The sequence below is a fragment of the Cohnella herbarum genome (assembly GCF_012849095.1).
GTDB classification, from domain to species: domain Bacteria; phylum Bacillota; class Bacilli; order Paenibacillales; family Paenibacillaceae; genus Cohnella; species Cohnella herbarum.
Genome location: NZ_CP051680.1, coordinates 4,753,025 through 4,766,668 on the forward strand (window position 1 = coordinate 4,753,025; position 13,644 = coordinate 4,766,668).

At 50.1% G+C, this 13,644-nt stretch carries 13 protein-coding genes; 2 read left to right on the forward strand and 11 right to left on the reverse strand.

The window, feature by feature from the left end:
- Positions 1-28: 28 nt before the first annotated feature.
- The 8 genes from HH215_RS20285 to spoIID form a co-directional block, all read right to left on the reverse strand.
- Positions 29-262, reverse strand: a complete 234-nt coding sequence (locus HH215_RS20285; protein ID WP_254450160.1) for a DNA-directed RNA polymerase subunit beta — start codon at positions 260-262, stop codon at positions 29-31.
- 69 nt (positions 263-331) lie between these two features.
- Complete coding sequence (locus tag HH215_RS20290) at positions 332-1,174, reverse strand: flagellar hook-basal body protein (protein ID WP_169281545.1); 843 nt, start codon at positions 1,172-1,174, stop codon at positions 332-334.
- A 26-nt stretch (positions 1,175-1,200) separates the two neighbouring features.
- Positions 1,201-2,067: a flagellar hook-basal body protein gene (locus tag HH215_RS20295; protein ID WP_169281546.1), complete on the reverse strand. Its 867-nt coding sequence runs from the start codon at positions 2,065-2,067 to the stop codon at positions 1,201-1,203.
- A 103-nt stretch (positions 2,068-2,170) separates the two neighbouring features.
- Entirely contained in the window at positions 2,171-3,169 is a 999-nt protein-coding gene (mreB, locus tag HH215_RS20300; protein ID WP_169281547.1) for a rod shape-determining protein MreB, read from the reverse strand.
- Between the two features lie 105 nt (positions 3,170-3,274).
- The gene (gene spoIIID / locus HH215_RS20305; RefSeq protein WP_169281548.1) at positions 3,275-3,562 is read right to left on the reverse strand and encodes a sporulation transcriptional regulator SpoIIID; all 288 of its coding nucleotides are present in this window, start codon (positions 3,560-3,562) and stop codon (positions 3,275-3,277) included.
- A gap of 201 nt (positions 3,563-3,763) precedes the next feature.
- Positions 3,764-4,900, reverse strand: a complete 1,137-nt coding sequence (locus HH215_RS20310; protein ID WP_169281549.1) for an HD-GYP domain-containing protein — start codon at positions 4,898-4,900, stop codon at positions 3,764-3,766.
- Between the two features lie 159 nt (positions 4,901-5,059).
- Positions 5,060-5,800 (reverse strand): M23 family metallopeptidase, encoded by a 741-nt coding sequence (locus tag HH215_RS20315; protein WP_169281550.1) that lies wholly within the window; start codon positions 5,798-5,800, stop codon positions 5,060-5,062.
- A 94-nt stretch (positions 5,801-5,894) separates the two neighbouring features.
- Entirely contained in the window at positions 5,895-6,854 is a 960-nt protein-coding gene (spoIID, locus tag HH215_RS20320; RefSeq protein WP_169281551.1) for a stage II sporulation protein D, read from the reverse strand.
- A 962-nt stretch (positions 6,855-7,816) separates the two neighbouring features.
- On the opposite strand from spoIID, the gene HH215_RS20325 reads away from it, so the two are divergent.
- Together HH215_RS20325 and HH215_RS20330 are read left to right on the forward strand one after the other, a co-directional pair.
- Positions 7,817-8,743 carry a transposase gene (locus tag HH215_RS20325; RefSeq protein ID WP_254450161.1) on the forward strand — a complete coding sequence of 309 codons (927 nt, stop codon included), beginning with the start codon at positions 7,817-7,819 and terminating at the stop codon, positions 8,741-8,743.
- 482 nt (positions 8,744-9,225) lie between these two features.
- Positions 9,226-9,426, forward strand: coding sequence for a hypothetical protein (locus HH215_RS20330; RefSeq protein ID WP_169281552.1), 201 nt, complete (start codon positions 9,226-9,228; stop codon positions 9,424-9,426).
- Positions 9,427-9,552: 126 nt separating this feature from the next.
- Here HH215_RS20330 and murA read toward each other — a convergent pair whose 3' ends face one another.
- The 3 genes from murA to HH215_RS20345 all read right to left on the reverse strand — a co-directional run bounded on the left by murA (position 9,553) and on the right by HH215_RS20345 (position 13,520).
- Entirely contained in the window at positions 9,553-10,938 is a 1,386-nt protein-coding gene (gene murA, locus HH215_RS20335) for a UDP-N-acetylglucosamine 1-carboxyvinyltransferase (protein ID WP_169281553.1), read from the reverse strand.
- 231 nt (positions 10,939-11,169) lie between these two features.
- Positions 11,170-11,430 (reverse strand): DUF1146 domain-containing protein, encoded by a 261-nt coding sequence (locus HH215_RS20340; RefSeq protein WP_169281554.1) that lies wholly within the window; start codon positions 11,428-11,430, stop codon positions 11,170-11,172.
- Positions 11,431-11,483: 53 nt separating this feature from the next.
- Positions 11,484-13,520, reverse strand: a complete 2,037-nt coding sequence (locus tag HH215_RS20345; protein WP_169281555.1) for a S8 family serine peptidase — start codon at positions 13,518-13,520, stop codon at positions 11,484-11,486.
- Positions 13,521-13,644: the final 124 nt, after the last annotated feature.

The window sequence follows — 13,644 nt, forward strand, 5'->3', positions numbered from 1 at the left end:
GTCCCGGTTGCAAGGCGCAGGCCAGGCATCAGCCGCCCTCCGCGAACACGAGATCATACATATGCTTCCAGGTGCCGGAATCGAATACGTCCGATAAAGGCTTATCCCCAAGTACGGTGTATCCTACCGCCAATCCAACGATTAAAGCCATAACGCAAAACACAGGAATTATCAACATTTTAATGCTCATCCAAATGATTCGGGCAACGACCCTACCGGAGGATCTATTGCTTTGCTCATTCGAACGTGAAGGTGCTGTCATGAAGATTTCGTCTCCTTCGACGCACAACGTCGCGGACTTGATACATACGATCATTATCCGCTTTGAAACTTATCCGCGCAAGCTATTCGCCATTCCCATCATCTGTTCACTGGAGGAAAGAGCTCTCGCGCTCAACTGATATGCTCGTTGTACGATCATCAAATCGGTCATTTCATCGGCCATGTTTACGTTGGATTGCTCCACGAAGCCTTGTAGAACGGAGATGCCGGTTTCCCCGTTAGGCAACAACGCAACATCGCGCACGACGTTTGCCGGATCCACGTTTTCCGGAATGCCGTATAAATTATCGGCAACCGCCTGCAGCAGCTCGGAATTGGTCACCTGAACCAATTTGAGAGTGCCTAAATTGATCGGGGTAGTACCCTCGCCTCCAACGGCCGTTAACGTGCCGTCGGTTCCGACGGTTAGTTCGTAACCTGCCGGTACGCGTATAAAGTCCTCGCCGTTACCCGTATTTCCGACGACCTGTTGTCCGGAGTTCGTTACGAGTATCCGATCTCCGTTCGCATCGGGCATTAATTGAAACGGACCATGCCGCGTGAACGCGCGGGCTCCGTTTATGTCTCCGCCCGTGCGCACTTCGAACAATGCGTTGCCTTCAATCGCGATGTCCGTCACGTTACCCGTCTGTTTAAGCACGCCTTGCGACATATCCGTTTGAATGGCGGCAATTCTCGAACCCCATCCTTGCGTGAAGCCTAGCGGAGTCCGCCGGCCTGCTTGGTTGAAATCCTCCAGATGCGGATTAAGGCTCGTTAAAATATCTTCAAATACCGCGGATTTACGTTTATAACCCACCGTATTGGCGTTCGCGAAGTTATCAGCAAGCATATCCAGCTTCTGCTGAAGGGCGCCCATGGAGACGGACGCAGTGATCATCGAGTTGTTCACTTAGGAGTTCCTCCTTATGGCGTCTGTTATACTCTGCCGATTTCGTTTACGGCTTTATCCAAGCTGCGATCGTAAGTCTGAATGACCTTCTGATTCGCCTCGTAAGCCCGAAGCGCCGACATCAGATCCACCGCGGATTGAGCGGAATCGACGTTCGATCGTTCGAGGTAGCCTTGGCGAACTTCGACCCGATCGCCTTCAGCGATTTGGCGAATGCCGGCTGCATCCCCCGCGTACCGGAATCGTCCATCCCCTTCGCGAATGAGCATGTTCGGGTTGTCCACCCGCATGATTCTCAACTGCGGCTCACCAGGCAATGGCAATCCGGTTGCCCGATCTAGCAACCTCCCGTCGGCACTGACGTTCACCGACTCCCAAGGTACGGTAACTACGATCGGTTGTCCGTTCGCGCCAACGACCTGTTGTCCGTCCGATGTCAACAACGTGCCGTCAGGCGCGGTCTTAAAGCTTCCGTCTCTCGTATACCTTTCTTGACCCTGCGCCGACGTTACGGCGAAGAAGGCTTGAGGCTTATAAGTCACTTCGCCGTTCTCGTCCACGAATTTGCCGGACTGATCGAACGAAGTTCCATCCACGAGAATATCCGACATGAGCGCCAAATCTTGAAAACGGTAAGTTTCCCTAAGATCGCCCTGCGTCATGCTGAGAAGGTTCTCTTCGGCGAACACCCCGGTACTTAGCTTCCCTACGTTTCCTTGGGAAGGATTATTGCCGCCCATTACGGAAATTAACATTTCCGGAAATGCACGATTAACGGAATTGTTCCCCTTAAACCCGGGCGTATTAATGTTCGCGATATTATTCGTAATCGTATCATGACGCCTTTGCTGAGCCAGCATCCCCGACGCAGCCGTGTATAAACCTCTTAACATGGAGCCATCCTCCTATTGCGCTGTTCGTGTCTGCCGAGCTCGGGCGCCGATTGCGCTTCGCTTGCTCGCGATCACGTTTCGTGTCGCATTCCTCGTAACCGGATTAACCTAATTTACGCGTCATTTTGTCGAGATGGTCAAGCATGATTCCGGTTCCTTTAACGACGCAGTGCATCGGATCTTCGGCGATCAGCACCGGCACTTTGATCTCGTCGGCCAAGAGCGCGTCGAGTCCGTCGAGCAACGCCCCGCCGCCGGTAAGAATAACCCCGCGGTCGATAATATCCGCTGATAATTCCGGCGGCGTGCGCTCTAATACGGATTTAGCCGAAGCTACGATAGACATTACAGGCTCCCAAAGCGCTTCGCGGACTTCATCCGAATGAATCGTTACCGTCAACGGAAGCCCGGTAACCATATCCCGTCCGCGAATGTCCATTTCTTCTCTACGTCCGCTGAGATAAACGGTTCCGATTTTTATCTTGATATCTTCGCTCGTGCGTTCTCCGATAAGCAACTTGTATTTGTTCTTTATGTATCTCATAATCGCGGCGTCGAACTTGTCCCCTGCGACTTTAAGAGAAGAGGCGGTTACGACGTCGCCCATGGAAAGAACGGCAACATCCGTCGTACCTCCGCCTATATCTACAACCATATTTCCGCTCGGCTGAAAAATATCCATGCCAGCTCCGATCGCCGCCGCCTTGGCTTCCTCTTCCAGGAATACTTCCTTGGCGCCGCTTCTTTCGGCCGCTTCGCGGATCGCTTTCTGTTCTACTGACGTTATATTCGTAGGAGCGCAAATCAGAATTCGCGGACGACTGTACCAGTTCTTTCCGCCAACGCGTTGAATGAATGCTTTAAGCATCATATCCGTTACTTCGAAATCGGCAATTACGCCGTCCCTTAACGGACGAATCGCAATGATATTGCCGGGAGTGCGCCCCACCATCCGATGGGCTTCCTCTCCAACCGCAAGCACCTTGCGAGTATCGCTTTCAATAGCGACGACAGAGGGCTCGTCGAGTACGACTCCCTTGCCTTTTACGTGAATCGATACGTTCGCCGTACCCAGATCGATGCCGATGTCTTTGCTAAACATGCGTCTATTATCCCTCGCCAAATATGGAGTGTCTGATATTGTAATAGTATAATATTCGCCGCTTATGCTGCAAATCCTTCTTTCTTCTCGACATCATTAGTAAAATTATGCTTTTCCCGCTGTCATAACTTCCCGTTTTTTGATCGTCGTCTTCTTGTACTTGATTTTGGTCGCTTCTCCTCCCCTTAGATGACGGATCGACTTATGGTATTCGAGAATGTGCTTTACCTGGTCGGCCAAATCCGGATTGATCTCCGGCAACCGCTCAGTTAGGTCTTTGTGCACCGTGCTTTTGGAGACGCCGAATTCTTTGGCTATCGTACGTACGGTATTGCGCGTCTCCACTATGCTTCGGCCAATTTTGATCGTTCGTTCCTTAATGTAATCGTGCACGCTCCCGCCTCCCTGCTGAAATAGATTGGTACAGTATATGAGGGGCGCGGTCACTTATTCTATGTAGCCAAGCCTGACAGGCTAGGAAAGTCCTTTTTTTGACTCGATTTATAGGTCCGGCAAGCTTTGAAGTGCATCTTAAGCCCTAAGAAAAAAGACGAAAAGGGATTTCCCTTCCGTCTTCCGGACATGCTTTAACCGTTATTTGTCGGCTTTCCCGACGATTACGACGTTCATGTGCCTGTGTAATTCCAACTGATACGGAATAATAACGGCCGTTCCGTCCGATTCGGAATAAACTTGCACGAGCGGTCTCTGAATGGGACGACCCGCCGTCTCCATTACGGTAGCCGATTGTCCGTTGCTCAACTTAACTCGCGTCGAGACCGGATAAATGATAACGTGATTCAGGAAAGATTTGATGAGTTCCCAATCGAAATCATAATTACCCGACGCGAATAAATATTCGATCGCCTCGGAAGGCTCGTAGGCGTTCCGATGGTGCCGGGGAGAACCTAAAGCGTTGTACACGTCCGACAAGCCAACGATTTGCGCGAATTCCGGGATATTATCGTTCGTCATCCCCAACGGGTAACCCGAACCCCGATAACGTTCATGATGCAGCAGAGCGCATTGCGCCGATGCCAACGGAATTTCCTTCATCCCTTTAAGCACGCGGTACCCTTCGCTAGTATGCTGCCGCAAAGTCGCCAGCTCCGATTCGTTCAATTCGCGATTGACCTTAGTGAAATCCAAAGGTAACCGGGTCATGCCGATATCGCAAAACAAAGCCCCTATCGAGAGGTCATAAAGCTTAGCGCTATCGAATTTTTGTACGGTTCCTATTATGTTTGAACTCAAGGTCACGTTAAGAGCATGCTCGAACAGGATACGATCCGACTGGATCATTACTCCGAGTTCTTCGGCCAACGCCCGTTGGGAAGTAATCTCCCGTAAAATATCGCGAATTTGTTGACGGAAGTTCCCTTCCGGAAACGGCAGCACGATCTGCTCTAACATCAATCCCTTGTCGATGAACTCGATGACTAATCGTACTGCTTCTTCGCGCGCCTTTTCGTTGTTTTTCAATTGATCGATGTCCGGGCGAATCCACGAATCCGAAACGGCAGAGCGTCTAAGCTTGGATCTCGCATCGCTAGTAGATGTTTCCGATGGGTCCCGCAAGTGAACGAACTTGACCCTTAGCGTTCTGAGCCTATTAATATATTGCTCCGTGAGCACCGTGCCCGCCTCTAGCATGACAATCCCGTTATTTCCTTGCACCGATTTCTCGAGTACGTCCCCGGTCTCTAGCTCCGATATCCCCACAATCCTCATGATTCTCTACCTTTCCATCGGAATCTGATGAGCTATACGTGCTGTTGGTAAGAATTATGACATACCTTTCCTTCTATTGTCGAGATTGGATGGAAAAAGAAATAGAGCATCCCTATCGTATTACCCGTGATAGGGATGCTCTATTCTCTTCTAACTCTCTTACTTCGCGGATTTAATCAATGTGCCCGGGTTTACCGACTCGCCATTGTTACGAACCTCGAAGTGCACGTGCGCCGCTTCCGACGGTTCCAACTCGCTTTGTCCGGCAGATGCGATAACGTCGCCTTGCTCGACTTCTTCGCCGACTTGAACCTTCAGATCGGTCAAGCTTTGGTACACGGTAACTAAACCGTCCGGGTGCTCGATTTGCACCTCGTAGCCATTGGTTGGCGTTTGACTAGCAACCGTGACCTTACCGCTAAGAGCAGCTAGTACTTCGAAAGACTTGGCGTCTTTGCGAGCCAAATCGGTAGCCATGTGCGGCGAGAACGTGTTATTGTACTCGACCATGGCCGCTTCGCGATCTTCCACCGATGCCGTTGCATCATAGAATGGAACGATCGTGTTCATGTCTTCGATCTTGGCTACCGGCCAACGGAGCGTTTCCCCGTTGGAGATTACCGCGGTTGCTTCCGGACTTGTTTGTCCGTTTGTCGTTGCTTCGCCGTCGACTTCTGTCAAACTGGGAACGGTATTCTGCGGATCTTTAGGATCCGTCCCCGAGTTCAGCCAGAGAATCGTTACGATAATTGCTGCCGCGGCCATGTAAGCTGCAGGGAATACCCAGCGCTTGGAAAGGAACTTTTTCCATCCGGTAGGCCTGACAGCGGGAGACGCACCCGCAACTGACTTGTGAGACTCTTCGATTTTACGTGGTGTTTTGCTGTTTCCATCATTCATTATTATCATCACCTCAGTAAGTCATTGTTACCAGGTGATGGCGTTTTATACCTGTTTGTTTTGAAAGATTACAATTTTTATAGCTTCTGCCTACTTACAGTCTGTTTTTCGAGCTATTCGCAAGCTTTGAAACTTTCTCCACCCGCGCGCCCGAATAGTAGTATTCGACGATCTGATCCGCCGTTTTCCCCGTCTGCGCCATCCCTTCTGCCCCCCATTGGCTCATTCCGACGCCATGTCCGCTGCCGTAAGTCGTCAGGATGATCATACCCTTCTCTATCGTCCAATCGAATGCGGCGGAACGCAAACCTAGCTTTTCGCGTACTTCTTCACCGGATATTCTCTTGGATCCCGCTACCATTTCCTTCACTCGTCTTCCTTGCGTCCATTCCATAATCCGTAGGCTCGGCTTGTCCGTCCCGGCTGCGCTTACCGCAATCGCATCCACTCCAAGCTTTCGATAGAATTCCGACAAGGGCATCTCTACTCGATTTATCGCTCTAGGAGAACGTTCTTTATCCCACGGACTTGCGACCGATCGCAGATAAGGAATCTCATTCGGGAAAACCTCTTCCGAATTTTCCGTATAACCGTTACTTGTTGAAAAAAATAACGCCTCAATCGGTTGCCCGCGATAAGCGATGATATCACCCTCGGTATTCTTAACGGCCTCATCCACTTTGCGCCAGCCTTCTTCATCGTTCTTCCGAAGTCGTTTCATTTCCGCTAGAGACCGATAAACCTGATGAGCTTGAGTATCCGTCACATCCGCCTCGACCCCCGTTACGCCGCTACGGTCATTCAGCGTAAGTCTGCGCACAATATAGGTGCGGGCAGCAAGCGCCTGCGCCTCGAGCGCCTCAGGTTGGAAATCAAGCGGCATTTCAGCCGCCACTACCCCCTTAACGTACTCTTCTAACGGTACGGGTTCAATGCTCCGAGTTTTCGATAATAATACTCGGACGATTGGTTGAACTTCTTTCTCCTCTAAGACTGGTTGATGTTTCTCGTAATCGGGCTCATTCTTCGTTTTCTGTTGCGCCTCCGCCTGCATCTGCTGAAAGACCTCCACCTGATCTGCCGCGCTCGAATTTGAATCTTTTTCTCGGAAAAGTAGCCCTATCGATATCGAAGCAATCATTCCAATCGCGAAAGCAATCCATAAATGTTGGCTAGCGCCCTGCCCCTTCCTTATTTTCGAATTCACGGGTTCACCTCGTCTATTTCTTTGCATGATAGCTTCTTTGAACGTCCGCTTACTCCGCGAACTCTGTTGTTCAACCGATGCTTTCAAAATATGCGAGACTCGCAAAAGCTAGAACCTGCCTTGCTATCGTCCTTGTATACACGGCTTCTTTGAAATTCGACTATCGAAATTCTTCATTTCCTCTACCTATTGTCTTCCCGATCTTTCTCTTCCTAATTCCTTGTCTCTGTTCTCTATTACTTCAGACTCCCCACCGCTTCCCCCATCTATGCCCTTTCACGCTATCCCCTTCGCTCAGGCACCCCGGACTCTTCCTTCTCGTACCGTCTTTTTCGTTCCGCCCTTCTCGTACCGCCCTTCTGGTACCGCCCTTCTGGTACCGCCCTTCTCGTACCGCCCTTCTGGTACCGCCCTTCTGGTACCGCCCTTCTGGTGCCGCCCTTCTGGTGCCGCCCTTCTGGTACCGCCCTTCTCGTGCCGCCCTTCTGGTGCCTCCCTTCTGGTACCGCCCTTCTCGTACCGCCCTTCTGGTACCGCCCTTCTGGTGCCGCCCTTCTCGTGCCGTCTTCTATAAGTTCGCTTCCCCTCCAACTTTATCCCCATGACTCAGAATTTCTTCACTTACTCAGTTCTCACCTCAATACATTGAATCAGCCCTCTCCTTTTACGCTATCCCTTTCGCTCAGGTAGAAGCTAGCCTCCAATAATTTAGGTAATTAATAGAAAAAAATATCTTTAAATAGGAACAAATGTTTGGTATAATGAAATGAGAACAAGTGTTCTTTTGCGAAAGGAGCTGACAATGCGGGATGAGTCTGAAACTTGCTACCGAAGCCTTTAATGCATTTTGTGCAAGGTACGATAAGGAAGAGGACTGTATCGATGCGTTATTCCACGCCAAGTGGCCGGACGGATTCCGCTGCCCTCATTGTCATTGCCCTCAAGCTTATGTAATTTCGACTCGCAAACTTCCTCTATATGAATGCCGTTCCTGTAAAGCGCAAACCTCTTTGATCGCGGGGACGATCATGGAAGGAAGCCGTACGCCGTTACGCCGTTGGTTTCAGGCCATCCATCTTCACGCTAGACCGCGTAGCGTTAATGCTCTCGAACTGTCTAACCTCATCAAGGTGACTTATAAAACCGCCTGGTTAATTTGTCATAAAATTCGCCATGCCATGAGTCAAGCCGATTCCGAGGTTTTATTGACCGGAGTTGTCAGAATATCGGACGCCATTTGCTACAAGAGATTAACGAGTACTTTCGAGCTACACAAACAAGAGCAGCCAGTACTCATAGGAACATCCGACGACTTAGAAGGAAATATCGGTTTTATCAAAATAAAGCACCAATCCAAGCTAACCCTGCGAGATAAATATGATTGTCCTGATCCTAGACCATTCGTAGCCAAACACGTGAATCCCGAATCCGCGGAAAATGTTATTCTCACACGACGCTACGGTAAAACGATGAACAAAACTCTGGTTTGGGAGAGCTTCTATCTTTCTTCATGGTTAGGGAGAGTCTTTCGAGGCATAGGCCCTAAGCATCTTCAAGTGTATATGGATCAATATTGTTATCAATCCAATCACCATTCCAACACCCGGTTCGCCAGCCTCCTTCTTGATAGCGCTCGTTTTCTTACGATTACTTATCCAGCTCTAACCGGCCGCTCCAACACCCAACGTTCTCTCCAACGGTCGCGAGTTACTCGGCGATCGAAACAAGCTGTCTAATGCTTCTCAGATTTGAAACTGAGCGATTAGTGATAAAGATAGGTGTACGAACATCCGATACGAGTAAGCGAAGTTAGCAGGTGAACGCTCCTGAGCGACGGGGATAGCGTGAAAGAGCAATCGGAGGAGGTCCAATCAATGCGAAAATGTGAAGTTAACAGCAGCGGAGGTTGCCTGAGCGACGGGGATAACATGAAAGAGCGATCGAAGTGTGACCAATCGGTGCGAATATGTAAAGATAACAAACAGCAGCGTCGGTTTCCTGAGCGACGGGGATAGCGTGAAAGAGCAATCGGAGTGCGACCAATCGGTGCGAAAATGTGAAGTTAACAGCAGCGGAGGTTGCCTGAGCGACGGGGATAACATGAAAGAGCGATCGAAGTGTGACCAATCGGTGCGAATATGTAAAGATAACAAACAGCAGCGTCGGTTTCCTGAGCGACGGGGATAGCGTGAAAGAGCAATCGGAGGAGGACCAATCGGTGCGAAAATGTGAAGTTATCAGCAGCGGCGGTTGCCTGAGCGAAGGGGATAGCGTGAAAGAGCAATCGGAGGGAGACCAATCGATGCGAATATGTGAAGTTAACAGCAGCGGCGGTTGCCTGAGCGAAGGGGATAGCGTAGCAGAGGGAACAAGCGTCCCGATTAACCTGAGCCAGTTAAGAAGAAATCCCCAAGCCTAAGAGGGCCAGGGGATTGATATTAAGCATTATTAGCTAAGTATAAGAACATGCCAATCATCGGGATCAATAGCTGCGTATGTGTTCAATCCATTAGCTATCTGTACGATCATGCTGCGTGTGAAAACATTAGGCAAGAGTCGGCTGAATATTGCGGATAATGACTTCAGATGCTGCAGCGGCACGTTGCTCCATCTGTTGCATTAGCCTATCCGGTTGAAGCGATGCTTTCTCGGATTCCTCAAGAACGTCTTCCGGCGATGGAGCACGATATATATCCGCTCCAAGCAAGGCCAACTTATCCACGATATTCATATATCCACGTTCGATGTGATGAATACCGCCCACTTCCGTGTTACCGTCAGCGACGAGCGCAGCGCAAATCAACGCGGCTCCAGCTCTTAGGTCAGTGGCGCACACGCTTGCTCCGGATAGCTTCGTGCCACCGGTTACAATAGCCGTACGACCGTCAACCTTGATCTCGGCGCCCATTTTGATCAATTCATCGACATGCATGAACCGATTCTCGAACACCGTTTCCGTTACGATGCTCGTTCCATCCGCAACAAGCAGAAGAGTCATCATCTGAGCTTGCATATCTGTCGGGAAACCTGGATACGGTAACGTTTTGACATCGACTGCACGCAATGGATTCAATGCTTTAACGCGAATCCCATTCTCGTCGCAATCGACAACAACGCCCATTTCCTCTAATTTAGCAACGATTGGCCCGAGGTGATCGCGAATGGCCCCTTCAACATAAACGTCTCCGCCTGTAATCGCGGCAGCAATCATATAGGTTCCCGCTTCAACGCGATCCGGGATCACATGGTGCTCCGCGCTCCGCAGTTGCTCTACGCCTTCGATGCGAATGACGCCCGTGCCAGCACCGCGAACTCTTGCTCCCATCGCATTAAGGAAATTGGCCAAATCCACGATTTCCGGTTCTTTAGCCGCGTTTTCGATAACTGTCGTTCCGACCGCCGTCGTGGCTGCCATCATAATATTTTCCGTGGCGCCTACGCTCGCGATATCCAAATAAATTCTTGCCCCGCGCAATTTGCCATTCACGCTGGCTTCAATGGAACCTTGACCGAAACCGATCTCCGCCCCCATTGCTTCAAAGCCTTTCAAATGCTGGTCAATGGGACGCGTACCAATAGCGCAGCCGCCCGGAAGAGAAATTCTCACTTTTCCAAGTCGAGCCAGCAATGGTCCCATAACCAAGAACGATGCTCGCATTTTCCGAACCAATTCGTAAGGCGCTTCGCATGAAGTTAGCGATTCAGCATGTAAACGGACCGTTTCGCCCTCTTGCTGCGCATAAACTCCCAAGGCCGAAAGCACTTGCAGGATGTTCTTTACATCGTCCAGGGCGGGAACGTCATGAATGACGCTGGATCCTTCTTCTGCTAACAAAGCAGCGGCAAGGATCGGAAGGACGGAATTTTTAGCGCCGTGCACGCGGACTGTTCCCGATAGGGTACGTCCGCCGCGGACGATGATTTTGCTCATGGGTGGTTCCCTCCGCGCGTTATAGATTCATTCCGAAGCCTTAAGCAAAGTGCCCGACCCCGAAAAACCCAAATTTTATCATACCACTACGGCCATCATTGACACAAGCGGCATTTTTTGGGGTAACCCCTTCATTCCGATTTGAATCGACAACCATCAGGTTGAAAAACGATGGTTTGAGTATTATTGCCCATTCTCTGCTCTTTCCGTCGCATCGATTTCGAAAAAACATCAACCCGAACGGAAAAGCCATTTGAGCGTACCTACCCAGTTCCAATAGTCGAGAATAAACCGTGCGACCAAATGCCCGAGACCGATCGCGATTAGCAACTGCAGAACTTTAACGCGTTGGCCTCGCGGCTGACGTACGATTTTGTCAAAATTAATTTCTTGCAATACGATCCAAACGACAACGACGCAGCCTAAAGTAACGAAAATCGAGAAGAGTCCGTTCCATCCAGCCAAAGCGAATAACCCAGCTTCGTCTTCCATGTCCCCACAACCCTCCCTATACCATAAATGTGCAATAAGACATGTTCAAGGCGTTATCGATTAGAAAATTGTAATTTTAGCCCATAGTACTGATTGCGGTTATAACGATCCGCTGTGACTTTTAAGTAATAAGTGCCGGGTAACAGTTCTTTTTCGCCGAGCAATGTTTTCTGTCCGTCCCCGTTGTTCCATTTTTCTAACGTTTGCAGCTTTTTATTCCGTAATTCAACGTTAAAGAGCATCGAGCTTGGAAGATGTCCGACCGAGAGCTTCACGATCTGCTTTTTGGTCAGCGTAAATCGATACCAATCCTGATCTTTACTCGTATGAATTAACCCGTTGTACACTTTATCGGGAGAAAGCGGTGTGGACGTTAATGGGCTTTCATTCGGTTCGTATAAATCTTCTTTCTCGGTAATATATTCCAAAGCAGCGGCATACGTCCCGATTACCGCTTCCGGATTCGAAGAAACCGCGTTAGATATACGTATGTAATATCTTCCCGCTTTCGCGTTATTCAAAGTCCACTGTTCGCTGCCGCCATCTCCGCGCTCATCGACGACGATTTCCGTTCCGCCTGCAGGTTGAATCCATATTTGCGGATCGATTCTCGTCGTATCCGGCGTGATCGATAAGCTAATGATTCCCGGTTTCGGCAACGTTATGACCATCCAATCCACGTCGCCCCGCTTGTGAAACGTCCCGGTCCATTGTTGGCTTCGCGGAGGAAGCGTACTTGCGGAAGCGGCGCTATCGTTAGGCTCCCTCGAGTCCGGGTTCATCGTAAACTTGGATGTTAGGCGATATGTGGGCGCAGCTTGAGAAAATGGATTCGAATGATCTACTTTTAACCAATATCGGCCTTTCTTTAACGGCCACTCCTTAATAGGTTCCCCTTCCTGCTTATCCTTGATTGATTTACGATCCGAGATCATCGCTTGCCCGTTAAATAACGCGGCGATAACATCATCTCCATATAGACTAAATACACCATCATAGGGAACTTCAAAAGTAAACCAATCGGAATCGAGCGAGCTTTCCCAATTGCCGGCGACCTCTTTACCTAACGGAAACTCGCTAGCCTCTGATTTCGTATTGTTCGGCTCCCGCCAATCTATGTTTGAATCTGCTTGAATAGCCTTGATCGCGGAGATAAGACCATAACCCATATTCGGATTCCAAGTCGCTATTCCGTTTAAGTCCGCTGTTCTCCGCAAAGTTTCGCGTATCCGAAGCGGTTCCCAATCCGGATGAATCGCCTTCAGCATAGCTGCCGTTGCAGCGACTTGAGGCGCTCCCATGGAGGTTCCCTCCATCCCGATCGCACCGCCGTTTAGCGCAAGAGTCTGAACACGCCACGTAGCGCTTACGTCATTCTCGGACCCTGAGGTCGATTGCGAAATCGGCTTCGACTTCTCCGATCCCGCGACGGATAACACGGTTGGATACGCTGCGGGATACTGAACCGCGGCTTTGGCACCGAAGACGGCAGCATCGTTGCCGCTTGCGGCCACGAGCAGCACGCCTCTGCTTTCCGCGTAAGCTACCGCATCTCGCAGCCCGGGAGCGTCTCTTCTTAATCCAAGGGAGAGAACGATGATGTCGGCGCCATGGTCGACCGAATACAGGATGCCTTGAGTCAATTTTTCTTCATTACCCGAACCGTATTGATCCAAAGCTTTAACCGGCAACAATTTACCTCGCCATTTGCCAAGTCCGGTCGAAAACTCGCCGACTTTGGCAATGGCGGCGATAACTCCGGCGACAGCCGTTCCATGACCGTTATCATCTTGGGCTGTTTTTCGCTCGTTAATCAAATTTATCCCTTCTAGCAAAAACGGCTTTAGCTCCGGGTGGTTGAAATCTACGCCGGTGTCAACAATCGCAATCGTAGAGGTGACATCCCGACTCATCGACGCCCATGCTTCCGGAATCCCGATCGCCTCCAAATAAGCCGGGACGGGAGGACTGACGGGAGCAGCAAGACTCGAGGGAGCTTTCTGTATCGCCTGCGCGTAAACCGCTGTTTTTACTTCTAAACTTGATTTTATAGATTGAACCGTCAGTATGCTCGCAGCGGGATCATTCATTGAAGCCGTACAGCATACAAACGCAGTAATACAAATAAAGGATTTACGAAATCCGGGTTTGCGCGAGATTTGGTTTGAGCTCGAACGTTTACGCAGTGTAACCACACCTTTGGCCTATTCAAGT